The organism is Pandoraea commovens (assembly GCF_902459615.1).
Classification (GTDB): domain Bacteria; phylum Pseudomonadota; class Gammaproteobacteria; order Burkholderiales; family Burkholderiaceae; genus Pandoraea; species Pandoraea commovens.
The window spans coordinates 1,425,419-1,441,918 of sequence record NZ_CABPSA010000001.1 but is presented as its reverse complement, the minus strand read 5'-3'; the positions used below and the strand labels follow the sequence as shown (position 1 = coordinate 1,441,918).

Annotated in this window: 13 protein-coding genes; 10 read left to right on the top strand and 3 right to left on the bottom strand. The window is 61.8% G+C overall.

Going from position 1 to position 16,500, the window contains the following annotated elements; translation table 11 throughout:
• Positions 1-51 precede the first annotated feature (51 nt).
• Positions 52-1,077, bottom strand: a complete 1,026-nt coding sequence (gene alc / locus PCO31010_RS06300; protein ID WP_150663413.1) for an allantoicase — start codon at positions 1,075-1,077, stop codon at positions 52-54.
• 119 nt (positions 1,078-1,196) lie between these two features.
• Positions 1,197-2,522, bottom strand: a complete 1,326-nt coding sequence (locus PCO31010_RS06295) for a C4-dicarboxylate transporter DctA (protein ID WP_150663412.1) — start codon at positions 2,520-2,522, stop codon at positions 1,197-1,199.
• A 474-nt stretch (positions 2,523-2,996) separates the two neighbouring features.
• Here PCO31010_RS06295 and PCO31010_RS06290 point away from each other — a divergent pair, with 474 nt between their 5' ends.
• From PCO31010_RS06290 to PCO31010_RS06255, 8 genes are all read left to right on the top strand, one after another.
• Complete coding sequence (locus PCO31010_RS06290; RefSeq protein ID WP_150663411.1) at positions 2,997-3,764, top strand: SDR family NAD(P)-dependent oxidoreductase; 768 nt, start codon at positions 2,997-2,999, stop codon at positions 3,762-3,764.
• Between the two features lie 2 nt (positions 3,765-3,766).
• Complete coding sequence (treF, locus tag PCO31010_RS06285) at positions 3,767-5,377, top strand: alpha,alpha-trehalase TreF (protein WP_217426131.1); 1,611 nt, start codon at positions 3,767-3,769, stop codon at positions 5,375-5,377.
• 151 nt (positions 5,378-5,528) lie between these two features.
• Complete coding sequence (locus PCO31010_RS06280; RefSeq protein ID WP_150663410.1) at positions 5,529-6,290, top strand: FadR/GntR family transcriptional regulator; 762 nt, start codon at positions 5,529-5,531, stop codon at positions 6,288-6,290.
• Positions 6,291-6,485: 195 nt separating this feature from the next.
• Positions 6,486-7,631, top strand: coding sequence for a glutamine-hydrolyzing carbamoyl-phosphate synthase small subunit (carA, locus tag PCO31010_RS06275; protein ID WP_039397138.1), 1,146 nt, complete (start codon positions 6,486-6,488; stop codon positions 7,629-7,631).
• Positions 7,632-7,659: 28 nt separating this feature from the next.
• On the top strand, positions 7,660-8,340 hold the full coding sequence (gene leuE, locus PCO31010_RS06270) for a leucine efflux protein LeuE (RefSeq protein WP_150663409.1): 681 nt from the start codon (positions 7,660-7,662) through the stop codon (positions 8,338-8,340).
• 18 nt (positions 8,341-8,358) lie between these two features.
• Positions 8,359-11,601 (top strand): carbamoyl-phosphate synthase large subunit, encoded by a 3,243-nt coding sequence (gene carB / locus PCO31010_RS06265; protein WP_039397142.1) that lies wholly within the window; start codon positions 8,359-8,361, stop codon positions 11,599-11,601.
• A 305-nt stretch (positions 11,602-11,906) separates the two neighbouring features.
• Entirely contained in the window at positions 11,907-12,383 is a 477-nt protein-coding gene (greA, locus tag PCO31010_RS06260) for a transcription elongation factor GreA (protein ID WP_039397144.1), read from the top strand.
• Positions 12,367-12,882: a DUF4149 domain-containing protein gene (locus PCO31010_RS06255; RefSeq protein ID WP_150578120.1), complete on the top strand. Its 516-nt coding sequence runs from the start codon at positions 12,367-12,369 to the stop codon at positions 12,880-12,882. Before greA ends, PCO31010_RS06255 begins: the two co-directional genes overlap by 17 nt.
• 142 nt (positions 12,883-13,024) lie before the next feature.
• Here PCO31010_RS06255 and yhbY read toward each other — a convergent pair whose 3' ends face one another.
• Positions 13,025-13,525: a ribosome assembly RNA-binding protein YhbY gene (gene yhbY, locus PCO31010_RS06250; protein ID WP_150663408.1), complete on the bottom strand. Its 501-nt coding sequence runs from the start codon at positions 13,523-13,525 to the stop codon at positions 13,025-13,027.
• A 156-nt stretch (positions 13,526-13,681) separates the two neighbouring features.
• On the opposite strand from yhbY, the gene PCO31010_RS06245 reads away from it, so the two are divergent.
• Entirely contained in the window at positions 13,682-14,332 is a 651-nt protein-coding gene (locus tag PCO31010_RS06245; protein ID WP_150578121.1) for an RlmE family RNA methyltransferase, read from the top strand.
• A gap of 119 nt (positions 14,333-14,451) precedes the next feature.
• Positions 14,452-16,326, top strand: coding sequence for an ATP-dependent zinc metalloprotease FtsH (gene ftsH, locus PCO31010_RS06240; protein ID WP_150663407.1), 1,875 nt, complete (start codon positions 14,452-14,454; stop codon positions 16,324-16,326).
• Positions 16,327-16,500: the final 174 nt, after the last annotated feature.

The following is a 16,500-nucleotide window of genomic DNA, read 5'->3' as shown; positions in this document are numbered from 1 at the left end:
TCAAACGCCTCTCGCGTCAATCGCTCGATCTTCAATGCCGGTCCCACCATGTCACGCTCCCTTTTTTTCACTCAACCGCCCCCACAGACGCAGACGCGACACACCACCATCCGGAATGATGTTGAAACGGATGTGCGTGATCGCCCCCAACTTCTGCACCTGCTCTTCAAAGTAAAACTGCTTGTCCATCGCCAACTTCTGCTCCGGCAACAACACCGGCCAGAACATCGATTGCGTAATCAGCGACTGCTCAGTGCCACCCGTCACGTACGCCGCCTGGATGGAGCAGCGGTCCGGGAAGTTGCCCTTGAAGTGCGCCGTATCCACTTCGATCTTGCCAATCTCACCCGGCTGCGCCAACGCAATAATCGCCCAATCATTGCCCGGCTCACGACGACGACGCGTCTCCCACCCATCCCCCATGTTCACGCCACGGCCCGGCATCAACAGATTCGACGCCAAACCGAAGTGCTGGTTGTTCGCTGCCACCACGTAGCCGCCGTTTTCCATCGCAATCAGATCAATCAACTCATCACGCGAACGGCCCGCCCAGTCGCTCTGCGGCAACCCATACAAGCGCAAACGCGCCAGCCCACCGTCCGGGTACAGGTTCACGCGTACGTGCGTCGCGGCGCGCTGCTGCGTGATGGCATGGTAGTGGTGCGAGTTGCCCTGCAACGTGGTCGACGGCAACAGTTCGAACCATTCGGCCGACTCGTTCGGTGCGCCGTCCGGGCTGTAGCAGCCCTCCAGCGACGCCGCCGGTGGGAAGTTGCCCGTGAAGTGGCTCGTGTCCAGATCTACGCCGAACAACACGCCCGGACGCGCCAGCTTGACGATGCACCAGTCGTAGCCGTTCACACGCTTGCGACGCGTCTCCCAACCATCCATCCACTTGCCGTTCTCGTCGTACTTGCCCGGGATGAAGACAGCCGGTTCCGGGTTGAGCATGCGCTCTTTGGCCGCGAAGAATTCGTCGGTGGCGACGAGCGCCTCAGCACCCAGACGCGGGTCGGCCAGATTCACATAACGGCGCACGAAGTCCGGTGCGTTCGGGTCTTGCGGGACGAGAGCCATGTTGCTATCTACTCCAGATGATGATGCCGACGCCGTTGTTCCACGCGTCGGCAGAAATTGCTTGGTTGTTCCGAGGGCCGCTGCATTCGCTGCGACCCTCGCATGCTTCACTCAGTACATCAGCGTGTCAGTGCAGCGTTTGCCGGTGCACCTTCGATGCCATCTTCAGACGCCGCAATCGGCTCGTATGGCAACTCGCCATTGAGCACTCTGTGCGCTCTCGCGAAGTCGACGTCCTTTTCCCATGCGGCCACAACGAGCGTCGCCACGCAGTTGCCCAACAAGTTGGTGATGGCTCGCGCAATCCCGACGAACCAGTCGACCGGCAGGATCAGCACAAGGCCAATCACGGGGATGGCCGGAATGGCCGTCAGTGTCGCCGCCAGAATCACAATCGCCGAGCCCGGAATCCCATGCGCACCCTTGGACGTCAGCAGCGATACCAACACCACCAGAATCAGGTCGTGCATCGACAACGGGGTGTTGGTCGCCTGCGCAATGAAGATGACCGCCAACGTCAGGTAGATGGAGAAGCCGTCGAGGTTGAACGAGTATCCCGTCGGTACGACCAGACCCACCGTCGACTTTTTGATGCCCATCCATTCGAGTTTGCGCATGATCGCGGGCAACACAGCATCCGACGATGCCGTGCCCAACACGATCGATAACTCTTCACGGAAGTACTTGATGAACTTGAAGATGTTGAAGCCCGCCAGACGCAACACCCCGCCCAATACCACCGTCACGAACACGAAGCAGCTCGCGTAGAACACCAGCACGAGCAAGCCCAGTTGCTTGAGCGACGACGCACCGTACTTGCCCGTGGTGAACGCCACCGCGCCCAGCACGCCCAGCGGCGCGAGCCGGATGATGAACGCCATCACGCGGAAGAAGACATGGCTCAGATCTTCGATGAATCGTGCCACCGGACGTCCACGCTCACCCAATGCCGCCAACGCACAGCCGAACATGACGGAAAAGACGAGGATCTGCAGGATGTCGCCCTTGGCAAAGGCGTCGGTAATGGTGTCCGGGATGATCTTCAGCAAGAAGCCCGCCGTGTCTTTCAGGCTCTTGGCGTGCTCGGTGTAAGCGGCCATCGAACCGGCGTCCAGACTGCGGATGTCGATGTTCATGCCCGCGCCAGGACGCGTCACCCACGCCAGCACCGCACCAATGACCAGCGCGAAGGTGGTGATGATCTCGAAGTACAAGATGGCCTTGACGCCCACCCGGCCCACTTTGCGCAAGTCGCCCGCGCTCGCCATGCCGCTCACGACAACGCAGAAAACGATCGGGCCAATCACCATCTTGATGAGCTTCAGAAAGCCATCGCCCAACGGACGCAACGACTCTCCCAACTGCGGAAACCAGATGCCTAACGCCACACCCACTATCAACGCAATAACGACTCGGCCAAACAACGAACGAAACAGCTTGGGCATGGTTTGTCTCCTCTGCCTGCGCAAATCACTCTCTAGGATTTCGCAATCTCGATATCGAACGGACTGCTCTCGGGGGCTGATTCTCTAACGCTGTACGTCTTACTTCAGGTCACGCGCGGCGTCTTCATCCGCCGCCAACACCAGATTTCATCAGTGTAAATCGACAAGTCATACCGGTCTGACCAGTGGTGTTATGGAGAATATTAGAAAGCCAATATAGTCAGGTCAAGGACTGTCGTTTGAGGGGATTCCCTAGGGCGAAGGCATGCAACTGCGTTGGCTGGTGCGGGGAGGGGAAATCGCTCGCAATCGCTCCTAAGTTGTTGGTTTTGCTGGATGAATCGGGCGAGATTTGTGTGAACTTCGCTTTCCCGCCTGCGGTCGCACTGGCATCTGGTGCATTGTTTCGGTATCCGCCACGAGGACGCCGGGCAGGGCGCAAAGATCTCACTTCTTGCTCATCAGGGAGGCGACATGCGAATGAAGGACACGGTGGTACTCGTCACCGGTAGTGCTCAGGGGATCGGGCGCGCCATTGCGATCCGTCTTGCCCAGGAAGGGGCCCGCATCGTGGTGGAAGACCGGCAGGACAACGCGATGGCCGAGCAGACGCTCGACTCGGTTCGCGCCGCCGGTAGCGACGGCTGCGTGATCGCGGGAGACGTCGGGCGCGTGGAGGACGACCGCGCCGTCATCGAGCAGGCCGTCGCCAAAATGGGACGCCTCGATGTCTTGGTCAACAACGCCGGTGTGGAACGCCGTGCCCCATTTCTCGACGTGACGGAAGCCGATTACGACCTCGTCATGAACGTCAACCTCAAAGGGGCGTTCTTTCTTACGCAAGCCTTTGTGAAGCACCTGCGCGATACGCAGCGCGGCGGACGCATCGTGAACGTCAGCTCGGTGCACGAGGAACTGCCGTTTCCCCACTTCACGAGCTATTGCGCGAGCAAGGGCGGCATGAAGATGATGATGCGCAACCTCGCCATCGAACTCGCGCCGCTCGGCATCACGGTGAACAATGTTGCGCCCGGCGCCGTCGGCACCCCCATCAATCAGCAACTGCTCGCGAACAAGGCGCAGCTCGAAGCGCTCGTCGCGAACATTCCGCTCGGACGCCTCGCGAATCCCAGCGAAGTGGCGAACGCCGTGCTGTTCCTCGCGTCGCCCGAAGCCAGCTATGTGACGGGCACGACGCTGTTCGTCGACGGTGGCCTGCTCTGGAACTACGCGGAGCAATAACGATGACAGACACCGCACAACGCACGCTTGCGGCGGGTGGCATGACGGCGGACGTCGCCCACTGCGCACCGTCGGACATCCTCACGCCGGACGATCGCTATCAGGAGCTTTTCGTCGCCGTACAAACGCAACGCATCTTTGCCGACAGCAAGACGTTCGTGGACTGCGCCCCCTCGCTCGCGCCCGAAGAAATTCTCCGCCGCTATCGCGAAGACGCCGACAAACCCGGCTTCGATCTGTCGCGCTTCGTGGGGACCTATTTCACGCTGGAGCGCACGCCGCCCAGCGAATATGTATCCGATCCGGGGCAAGGGCTTGTCGAGCATATCGACGGTCTCTGGGATGTGCTCACACGCGTGCCGGAAGCGCATCCTGCCTATAGCTCGCTGCTCCCGTTGCCGCGCGCGTATGTCGTGCCCGGTGGACGTTTTCACGAGCTCTATTATTGGGACTCCTATTTCACGATGCTCGGTCTCGCCAACAGCGGACGCCACGATCTGCTCGTGAGCATGGCCGACAATTTTTCATTTCTCATCGACACGTACGGCCACATTCCAAACGGCAACCGCACTTACTATCTGAGCCGCTCGCAGCCGCCTATGTACGGTCTGATGGTGGAGCTGTTCGAATCGCATGGCGTGGCGCGCGCCATCCGTTATCTGCCGCATTTGCGTCGCGAATACGACTACTGGATGGACGGCGAAGCGTCGCTGCGGCCGGGCGAAGCCTATCGGCATCTCGTTCGTCTACCCGACGGCTCACTCTTCAACCGCTATTGGGACGAGCGCGACACGCCGCGTGAAGAGGGCTATCTGGAAGACGTGACGACCGCACGCGATGCACCGCAACGTCCCGCCGGTGATGTGTACCGCGACCTGCGCGCCGGCGCGGCCTCGGGCTGGGATTTCAGCTCCCGCTGGCTGGGCGATGCGAACGACCTTTCGTCGATTCGCACCACATCGATTCTGCCCGTCGACCTGAATAGCCTTCTCTTCGCCACTGAGCGGCATATCGCTCGTCTCAGTGAAGCGGCAGGGGATGTCGACGCGGCGCTGGCCTTTGCGAAGCGGGCGCAGGCGCGTCAGGACGCGATGACGCGACACCTGTGGTCGGACGCCGAAGGCGCGTTTGTCGACTACGACTGGCAACTCGGCGAGCAACGGGCGCAATTGTCGGCGGCAATCGCCGCGCCGCTATTCGTCGGCCTCGCGTCACGCGAACAGGCGCACCGCTCGGCGCTCGCGATGGCCGAGCATCTGCTGGCGGCGGGAGGGTTGCGAACGACGCAGACGTCGAGCCTTCAGCAATGGGATCCGCCCAACGGCTGGGCACCGCTCCAGTGGATGGCCATTCACGGTCTTCGCAAATACGGGGAGAACCGGCTCGCGGGGGACATTGCCCATCGCTGGCTCTCCACCGTCGGCTCGCTTTACGCACGCGAGAGCAAACTCGTCGAAAAGTACTCGCTGCACACGAGCGACGCGATGAGCGCCAGTGGCGGTGGCGGCGGCGAGTACCCGCTTCAGGACGGATTCGGCTGGACGAACGGCGTGGTGCGGCGTCTGCTTGGCGATCACCCGGAACATCACGCGCATCAGGTGAAGGCGGCGTGATCGGAGAGTGGGGCAGCGGGCAGGGCGGGATGGCGTAAACGGGAAGCCCCTGTAGTCGGGGTTTCCCGGCCGGTGGGGGGAGGTTCGCGTAAGGAGAAATTTGGCGTCGTACAATGCGCCATACGCCTACCCACACGCCTTGTGAGGACCCATGAAGCATTCGGCGCATGCCGTAACCGACGCCGCCGTCGCCACGATCCGCGAGCGCATCGAACGTCAGATCTATCCCGCCGGTGCGATGCTGCCCTCGCAACGTCAACTCGCCGAGGAACTGGCCATCAGCCGCGCCTCGCTGCGCGAAGCCCTCTCCACGCTCGAAGCGCTCGGTATGGTCGCCATCCGCCCCGGCAAGGGCGTCTATGTGAACGACGCCTCCGCCCGTCTCGGCGTCGCATGGCGCTTCGCCGACCAGATTTCGCTCGCCGACACTTATCAACTGCGCTACGCACTGGAAGGCTTCTCCGCCCGGCTCGCGGCACTCGCAGCCAGTGCCACCGAGATCGACTGGTTGACCGATAACGTCGAGTCGATGAAAGGCGCGCTGATCGAGGGCGACGTCGACACCGCCGCACAACTGGACTTCGCGTTCCATCTGCGTATCGTCGGCCTCGCAGGAAACGCCGCCATCGCCGATATCCTGCGCGGCAGCACGGAAATCGTCATGGAAAGCCAGCGTCTGCCGTTTTATCAGCGAGAACTGGTGCTCTCCACCTATCATGAACATCTGGAGATCCTCGACGCACTGCGACGCCGCGACGGCGCAGCCGCAGGCGCTTCAATGGAGCGCCATATCGTGCTGGCGGCCCAGCGGGCCGGTATTCACTTCCCTATCCCCTCTGCGTATCCGTCTGCCGACGGGGTCACCTCCCGGGAGTCCGCAGAGCGTACTGGTGCATCACACGTTCAGCTTTGAGAAGATCCGGATTTGCGCTATACTTTGAAGGTTTTAGTCATTTAACCCTCACCCTAGCGCCTACCCGCCCGACATCTCGTCCGCCGCCCGAGCATCCGCTGTGCGCATATTCCGCGCAATTCCGGTGCCCGCGCTGATGTCATCGCTAGCGGACGGTGAGGCTGGCAGCAGGGGTGAACCCTCCAGGAGTTTCCCGTGCTGCCGTCATTCTCACCCGCCATTCTCGCGCTCGCTGACGGCACGGTCTTTCGTGGGTACGCCATCGGCGCTGCCGGTCACACCATCGGTGAAGTGGTCTTCAATACGGCCATTACCGGCTATCAGGAAATCCTCACCGACCCCAGCTATGCGCGCCAGATCGTCACGCTGACGTATCCGCACATCGGCAACACGGGCGTCAACGGTGAAGACGTCGAAGCCACGAAAGTCCATGCCGCCGGCCTGATCATCAAGGATCTGCCGATCCTCGACTCGAATTTCCGCGCCAACAAGACGCTGTCGCAGTACCTGAAGGACGAAGGCGTGGTCGCCATCGCCGGCATCGACACGCGACGTCTGACCCGTATCCTGCGCGATAAGGGCGCTCAGAACGGCTGCATCCTCGCCGGTGAAGAAGCCGACGAAGCCAAGGCCATCGCCCTCGCACAATCGTTCCCCGGTCTCGCTGGTATGGACCTCGCCAAGGTCGTCTCCACCACCGAGCAGTATTCGTGGACGGAAACGGAATGGACGCTCGAGGAAGGCTACGGCGAGCAGAAAGATCCGAAATTCCACGTGGTCGCCCTCGACTACGGCGTGAAGCGCAACATCCTGCGCATGCTCGCTCAGCGCGGCTGCAAAGTCACGGTGCTCCCGGCCCAAAGCTCGGCTGATGACGTGTTCGCCCTGAACCCGGACGGCGTGTTTCTCTCGAACGGCCCCGGCGACCCGGAACCGTGCGACTACGCCATCGCGGCGACGAAGACGTTCCTGGAACGTCGCTTCCCGACCTTCGGCATCTGCCTCGGCCACCAGATCATGGGGCTGGCCGTCGGCGCGAAGACGCTCAAGATGAAGACCGGTCACCACGGTGCCAACCACCCGGTGAAGGATCTCGATACGGGCCGCGTCGTCATCACGTCGCAAAACCACGGTTTCGCCGTGGACGCAAACAGCCTGCCGGCCAACGCGCGTGTCACGCACGTGTCGCTGTTCGACGGCACGCTGCAAGGCTTCGAACTGACGGACCGCCCGGCATTCTGTTTCCAGGGTCACCCGGAAGCGTCGCCCGGCCCGCACGACATCGGCTACCTGTTCGACCGCTTCGTGCAGTCGATGGCCGACGCCAAGCAGCCCGCGTAAGCAAGCAAGAGAAAGGGAAACACGCACCATGCTCGGAAACTCGATCGGCATCCTCAACCTCTGGACGTATCTCGCCGGGGTCGTGGTCGTCATTCTGCTGCCGGGGCCGAACTCGCTCTACGTGCTGGCCGTGGCCGCACAGCGCGGGGTTCGCCAGGGGTATGCAGCCGCTTGCGGCGTGTTTCTGGGCGACACGGTCCTCATGACGCTGGCAGCCGCCGGTGTAGCGTCGCTGCTGCACACGCAACCGGCACTGTTCTTCGTGGTGAAGTACCTCGGCGCGGCGTATCTCTGCTGGATGGGCCTGAACATGCTGCGCGGGGCAATCGCCAACGCGCGGGCGGCACGTCAGAAATCGGAAGCGACAGCGGACGCAGTTGTCGCCGCACCGAAGCAGGTCGACGCCGATCAACCGTTCAAGCGGGCGCTGTTCATCAGCCTGCTGAACCCGAAAGCGATCCTGTTCTGCGTGTCGTTTTTCATCCAGTTCGTCGATCCGGGCTACGCCTACCCGGCCGTGTCGTTTGCGGTGCTGGGCGTCATCGTACAGACCTGCAGTTTCCTGTATCTGAGCACGCTGATCCTGGCCGGTTACCGCCTGGCCGAGCACTTCCGGCAACGTCGCCGGTTGAGCGCCGGGGCAACCGGCGGCGTGGGCGCGTTGTTCGTCGGCTTCGGTGTGAAGCTCGCGACCGCGACGCTGAGTTAAATTTTTGTTGAGAACGTTATGCCAAAGCGCACAGACATCAAGAGCATCCTCATCATCGGCGCCGGCCCGATCATCATCGGTCAGGCATGCGAGTTCGATTATTCCGGCGCACAGGCCTGCAAGGCACTGCGCGAGGAAGGCTACAAGGTCATCCTGATCAACAGCAACCCTGCCACGATCATGACCGACCCGGACACGGCCGATGTCACCTACATCGAACCGATTACCTGGGAAGTCGTCGAGCGCATCATTGCCAAGGAACGCCCGGATGCCATTCTCCCGACGATGGGCGGCCAGACCGCGCTGAACTGCGCGCTCGACCTGCATCGTCACGGCGTGCTCGACAAGTACAAGGTGGAACTGATCGGCGCATCGCCGGAAGCCATCGACAAGGCCGAAGACCGTCAGAAGTTCAAGGACGCGATGACCAAGATCGGTCTCGGTTCGGCCAAGTCGGGCATCGCCCACTCGATGGAAGAAGCCCTCGCCGTGCAGGCGCAGATCATGGCCGAGATCGGCGGCAGCGGTTACCCGATGGTGATCCGTCCGTCGTTCACACTCGGCGGCTCGGGCGGCGGTATCGCCTACAACCGCGAAGAATTCGAAGAGATCTGCAAGCGCGGTCTCGACCTCTCGCCCACGCGCGAACTGCTCATCGAAGAGTCGCTGCTCGGCTGGAAGGAATTCGAGATGGAAGTCGTGCGTGACCGCGCCGACAACTGCATCATCGTCTGCTCGATCGAAAACCTCGACCCGATGGGCGTGCACACCGGTGACTCGATCACGGTGGCACCCGCACAGACGCTGACCGACAAGGAATACCAGCTGCTGCGTAACGCATCGCTCGCCGTGCTGCGCGAGATCGGTGTGGAGACGGGCGGCTCGAACGTCCAGTTCTCGATCAACCCGAAGGACGGCCGCATGGTCGTCATCGAAATGAACCCGCGCGTGTCGCGTTCGTCGGCGCTGGCCTCGAAGGCCACCGGCTTCCCGATCGCCAAGGTTGCCGCGAAGCTGGCCGTCGGCTACACGCTCGACGAGCTGCGCAACGAAATCACCGGCGGTGCAACGCCGGCTTCGTTCGAACCGACCATCGACTACGTCGTCACCAAGGTGCCGCGTTTCGCCTTCGAGAAGTTCCGCGAAGCCGATGCCCGCCTGACCACGCAGATGAAGTCGGTCGGTGAAGTGATGGCCATGGGCCGCACGTTCCAGGAATCGTTCCAGAAGGCCATGCGCGGTCTGGAAGTCGGTGTGGACGGTCTGGACGAAAAGTCGACCGACCGCGACGAGATCGTGGCAGAAATCGGTGAGCCGGGCCCGGACCGTATCTGGTACGTGGGCGACGCGTTCCGTCTGGGCATGAGCCTCGAAGAGGTGTACGCCGAGACCGCCATCGACCCGTGGTTCCTCGCCCAGCTCGAAGCCATCGTCAAGAAGGAAAAGGCGCTGTCGGGCCGCACGCTGGCAAGCCTGACGACCGAAGAACTGCGCTTCCTGAAGCAAAGCGGCTTCTCGGATCGCCGTCTGGCCAAGCTGCTCGGCACCGATCAGACCGCCGTGCGTAAAGCGCGTATCGCGCAGAAGGTGCGTCCGGTCTACAAGCGCGTGGACACCTGCGCTGCCGAATTCTCGACCAACACGGCTTACATGTACTCGACCTATGAGGAAGAGTGCGAAGCCCAGCCGACCGACAAGAAGAAGATCATGGTGCTCGGCGGCGGTCCGAACCGTATCGGTCAGGGTATCGAGTTCGACTACTGCTGCGTGCACGCCGCGCTCGCCATGCGCGAAGACGGCTACGAGACCATCATGGTCAATTGCAACCCGGAAACTGTGTCGACGGACTATGACACGTCGGATCGTCTGTACTTCGAGCCGGTGACGCTGGAAGACGTGCTGGAAATCGTCGACCTCGAAAAGCCGGTCGGCGTGATCGTGCAGTACGGCGGCCAAACCCCGCTCAAGCTTGCACTGGATCTCGAAGCGAACGGTGTGCCCATCATCGGCACGAGCCCGGACATGATCGACGCCGCAGAAGACCGCGAGCGTTTCCAGAAGCTGCTGCATAAGCTCGGTCTGCGTCAACCGCCGAACCGTACCGCCCGCGCGGAAGACGAAGCGCTCAAGCTGGCCGCCGAAATCGGCTACCCGCTGGTGGTGCGCCCGTCGTATGTGCTGGGTGGCCGTGCGATGGAAATCGTTCACGAGCCGCGTGACCTCGAACGCTACATGCGCGAAGCCGTCAAGGTGAGCCACGACAGCCCGGTGCTGCTCGACCGCTTCCTGGACGACGCCATCGAGTGCGACGTCGATTGCATCTCGGACGGTAAGGACGTCTACATCGGCGGCGTGATGGAGCACATCGAACAGGCGGGCGTCCACTCGGGCGACTCGGCTTGCTCGCTGCCGCCGTACTCGTTGTCGGCCGAGACGATTGCCGAACTCAAGCGTCAGACGGCCGAGATGGCCAAGGCGCTGAACGTGGTCGGTCTGATGAACGTGCAGTTCGCGATTCAGCAGGGCAACGGCGTCGATACGATCTACGTGCTGGAAGTGAACCCGCGTGCGTCGCGTACGGTGCCGTACGTCTCGAAGGCCACGGGCCGCCAACTGGCCAAGATCGCCGCACGTGCAATGGCCGGTCAGTCGCTGACGTCGCAAGGCATCACGAGCGAAGTCGTGCCGCCGTATTACAGCGTCAAGGAAGCCGTGTTCCCGTTCGTGAAGTTCCCGGGCGTCGACCCGGTGCTCGGACCGGAAATGCGCTCGACGGGGGAAGTGATGGGCGTGGGCCGCACGTTCGGCGAAGCGCTCTTCAAGTCGCAACTGGCAGCGGGTTCGCGTCTGCCTGCTTCGGGCACGGTGCTGCTCACGGTGAAGGACGCCGACAAGCCGCGCGCGGTCGAAGTAGCGCGCATGCTGCACTCGCTGGGCTATCCGATCGTCGCTACGCGTGGCACGGCGGCGGCCATCGAAGCGGCCGGGATTCCGGTGCGCGTGGTCAACAAGGTGAAGGACGGTCGTCCGCACATTGTCGACATGATCAAGAACGGCGAGATCGCGCTGGTGTTCACCACGGTGGACGAAACCCGCACGGCGATTGCCGATTCGCGCTCGATCCGTATGTCGGCGCAGGCACACAAGGTCACGTATTACACGACGATCTCGGGTGCCCGCGCAGCGGTGGAAGGCCTGAAGTATCTGCAGAACCTGGAGGTCTATGACCTCCAGGGCCTGCACGCGCAACTGCCTGCCTGAGTGTCGGGCAGGTGACGCAGGTCCGCCCGGGGCGGTCGGCTTGTTAGGTTGAGTCGGCTGCGTCGGGCAAAGTCGCAAAACAATGGCGCGTTCGTCGGGGAACTGATCTCCACCGGACGCGCCAAATGCTTTAGACGTGCTCGCAGTGTGACCACGCGCCGCGCGGCCGGTCCTCCGGTTGGCAGCGTCGGCAACTCTGCTACACTAATGCAACATAGGTGTCACAGCCGCGGTCGAGCGGCGTTCGCAAAAAGTGCGAATGCGGCTTCGCTGCGGCAATTTTTTTGTCTTTCGGAACAACGCGCATGAGTACCATTCCTCTGACCAAGCGGGGCGCTGAACTGCTCAAGGAAGAGCTGCACCGCCTGAAGACCGTCGAACGTCCGCACGTGATCACGGCGATTGCTGAAGCCCGTGCGCAGGGCGATCTGTCGGAAAACGCTGAATACGACGCTGCTAAAGAAAAGCAGGGCTTCATCGAAGGGCGTATCGCCGATCTCGAATCGAAGCTCTCGGCAGCACAGATCATCGATCCGTCGGTGTTGGATGCCGAAGGTCGTGTGGTCTTCGCCGCCACCGTCGAACTCGAAGACCTCGAGAGCGGCGGCACGGTGCTGTATCAGATCGTCGGCGACGACGAGGCTGACCTGGAGCACGGCAAGATTTCGGTGAGCTCGCCGATTGCCCGTGCATTGATCGGTAAGTACGCAGGCGATGTGGCCGAAGTGCAGGCCCCGAGCGGCGTGCGCGAGTACGAGATCATCGATGTCCGCTACGTCTGATGTGACGTTTGCCAGCGGTGCGCCACGGCTGGAACGACTGTTCCGCCTGATCGCCACCGTCTGGTGCGGCAGCCAGTGGGCGATCGGCTATATCGTCGCCCCGACACTGTTCGCTGTGCTGGAATCGCGCATGGTGGCCGGAACGGTTGCCGGTCGACTGTTTCACACGCAAGCCTGGCTTAGTCTGGTGTGCGGCGTGTTGCTGGTCTGGCTGTCCACCGCGCTGATCGCGCGCACGGCCGATGCACAGGCAGCGCGCAGCTATCGCGGTCTTCGTTGGCTCGCGGTGGCGATGATGGTGTGTGTGCTGATCAGCTCGTTCGGCCTGCAGCCGTTGATGGCCGATCTGCGCGCACAGGCAGAAGCGTCGGGCGTCGACATTGGCCAATCGGCCTATGCTTCGCGCTTTGGCATGCTTCATGGCATTTCGAGCGGCCTTTATCTGCTGCAAAGCTTGCTGGCAATTGCGCTGATCTGGCGCCAGCCGGTGCGCGGCTAATTGCCGCAGCAGGGCAGGGAGAGACGGAAATCGTCTTCAATCCTGTCCAATGGTGTCACACATAAAAAAACGCGCCCGACGATGTCAGGGCGCGTTCTTTTGAGGGCTGGCGGAAGTTGCAACGTCCGCCGCCATCGGGGACTTAGTCGTTGCGCTGGCGCTTGACGCTGGTCTGACGCTTCTTGGCGCGCTTGACGATACCACCGGCGGTCATGCGTTCGTTGCCTGCAACCGTCACTTTCTTGACGGTCGGGCGACGCCCGGCGTTGGTGCTGGACTTGACGACGGTCACGGTGCGCGGTGCGCGACCCTTGACCGTAGCGCCGGTGCCGCCGGACTTGCCGCGAACCGGCGTGACCGTTTCGTCCGGCGTCGGGCGATACAGAACGAGCAGCTTACCGATGTGTTGCACCGGCGCTGCACCCAACTGGTCGCAGATGGATTCGTAAATGGCCACGCGCGTGTCGCGTTCGTCACCGAACACACGTACCTTAATCAGTTCGTGGGCTTTCAGTGCGCCGTCGATTTCCTTGAGCACCGCAGGCGTCAAGCCATCGGCGCCGATCAGAACGACGGGATTCAGCGCGTGAGCGGCAGAGCGCATGTCGGCGCGTTGCGCCGGGGTCAGGGTCAAAGCGGGCATAAAAGACAGAAGACAGACGAGACAAACGAGGTAGGATGCGCCCGCAAATCGAGGCCTGAACACCGTTAGCGGCCGATGAAGGCTGCCGGCGGGCTAAAAGATTTTGGGCGCGCAAGGGCGTATTATCCTGCAAATTCGCAGTGTTTTTGAAGAAATATGGCAAAAAACCGTTTCAACCACGCGTGGTTGCACGATCACATCAACGATCCCTACGTCAAAATGGCGCAGCGCGAGGGCTATCGTGCCCGTGCCGCCTACAAACTCAAGGAAATCGACGAGCAGGACCGGCTGATTAAGCCGGGCCAGGTCATCGTCGACCTCGGCTCGACGCCGGGTAGCTGGAGTCAGTACGCCCGTAACAAGCTGGCGGGTGGCAAGCGCGTCGAGGGTGGCATCGACGGGACGATCATTGCGCTCGACATCCTGCCGATGGACCCGATCGCCGACGTCCACTTCCTGCAGGGCGACTTCCGCGAGGACAGCGTGCTGGAGCAGCTCGAAGAAATCGTCGCCGGACGCAAAGTCGACCTTGTAGTTTCCGATATGGCCCCCAACTTGTCGGGTGTGGCGTCGGCCGATGCGGCGCGGATCGAGCATTTGTGCGATCTGGCGCTGGATTTTGCACAGCGACACCTGAAACCGGAAGGGGCGTTACTGGTCAAATGTTTTCACGGCAGCGGCTATAGCCAGATTGTCGAAAAATTCAAACACCAGTTCAAAACCGTGGCGCCGCGCAAGCCAAAGGCGTCGCGAGACAAATCTTCCGAAACGTTCATTCTGGGTCGGGGTTTGAAAAATCCGGCTTGATGCCCGTCAATACAGCGCACTGGCGCTATGGTGGCGGTAGAGAATCACTATAGCGGTGCGCCTGCGAGTGGATTAGAATGAATTCCTGGCGCGAAGCGATTTCATGAAGGAGCAACGCTTTGAACAATAATATGTTTTCCAAAGCGGCGGTGTGGTTAGTCATCGCGCTGGTCTTGTTTACTGTTTTTAAACAGTTCGACAAGCCGCACGTCCAGGAGGGCGTGACGTACTCCCAGTTCATGGACGATGCCAAGAATGGCAAGATCAAGAACGTGGTGGTGCAGGGCCGCAGTCTTCAGGTGACGCCTAGCGACGGCCAGAAGTACACCATCGTGTCGCCCGGCGACATCTGGATGGTCGGCGATCTCATGAAGTACGGCGTTCAGGTCTCGGGTAAGGCCGACGACGAACCGAACGTGCTCATGTCCGCGCTGTATTACCTCGGACCTACGTTGCTGATCATCGGCTTCTGGTTCTACATGATGCGACAGATGCAGGGCGGGGGTAAGGGCGGTGCCTTCTCCTTCGGCAAATCCCGCGCGCGCCTCATCGACGAGAATGCCAATCCGGTCACCTTTGCCGACGTCGCAGGCTGCGACGAAGCCAAGTACGAAGTCGGCGAACTGGTCGACTTCCTGAAAGATCCCCAAAAGTTCCAGAAACTGGGCGGACGTATTCCGCGCGGTGTGCTGCTGGTCGGCCCGCCGGGAACCGGTAAGACGCTGCTGGCTCGTGCCATCGCCGGTGAAGCCAAGGTGCCGTTCTTCAGCATCTCGGGCTCGGACTTCGTGGAAATGTTCGTCGGCGTGGGCGCTGCCCGTGTCCGTGACATGTTCGAAAACGCGAAGAAGCAATCGCCCTGTATCGTGTTCATCGACGAAATCGACGCGGTCGGTCGCCATCGCGGCGCTGGCATGGGCGGCGGTAACGACGAACGCGAACAGACGCTGAACCAGATGCTGGTCGAGATGGACGGCTTCGAAGCGAATTCGGGCGTTATCGTGATCGCCGCGACGAACCGTTCGGACGTGCTGGACAAGGCGCTGCTGCGTCCGGGCCGTTTCGACCGTCAGGTCTACGTCGGTCTGCCGGATATCCGTGGCCGCGAGCAGATCCTGAAGGTGCACCTGCGCAAGGTGCCGATCGCGAACGACGTCGATGCATCGGTGATCGCCCGCGGTACGCCGGGTATGTCGGGTGCCGATCTGGCTAACCTCGTGAACGAAGCCGCACTGTTCGCCGCGCGCCGTAACAAGCGCATCGTCGAGATGCTGGACTTCGAAGACGCGAAGGACAAGATCTTCATGGGTCCGGAGCGCAAGTCGGCTGTGATGCGCGACGAAGAGCGCCGAGCCACGGCTTACCACGAGTCGGGGCATGCGGTGGTCGCCATGCTGCTGCCGGGTGCCGATCCGGTGCACAAGGTCACGATCATTCCGCGTGGCTGGGCGCTGGGTCTGACGATGCAGTTGCCGGAGCACGACAAGTACTCGGAGTACCGCGACACGATGCTCACGCAGATCGCCATTCTGTTTGGCGGCCGTGCAGCAGAAGAAGTGTTCATCAATAAGATGTCGACGGGCGCTTCGAACGACTTCGAGCGTGCGACCAAGCTGGCGCGCGACATGGTGACCCGCTACGGTATGTCGGACGCCCTGGGCCCGATGGTCTATGTCGATACCGAGCAGGATTCGATGTTCGGCCGGATGTCCGCCAAGTCGGTGTCTGAAGCGACGCAACAGAAGGTCGACACGGAAGTTCGCCGCATTCTGGACGAGCAATACGCGCTGGCGAAGAAGCTGCTGGAAGACAACCGCTCGAAGGTCGAGTCGATGACCGAAGCCCTGATGGAATGGGAAACGATCGACGGCGAGCAGATTGGCGACATCATGGAAGACCGTCCGCCGCGTCCGCCGAAGGGTGGCCAGTCGAACGGCGGTGCTTCGGGTGGCAACCCGCCGCTCAAGCCCAGCAACACCCCGGCGACCGTCTGACGGACGCCCTGGCAGTCGAAAGACTGTCTCCCAGAAAGGCCGGCACTTCGCCGGCCTTTTTGCATTTCCGACGCGAAAGCCGAAGACGTCGGGCGACGTTTTGGGCGCTCGGCGCGAGCAAAGGCCGGAATATCGGGCGAAGAGCAACGCCTTAGCCAGCATTTCTCGGGCGTT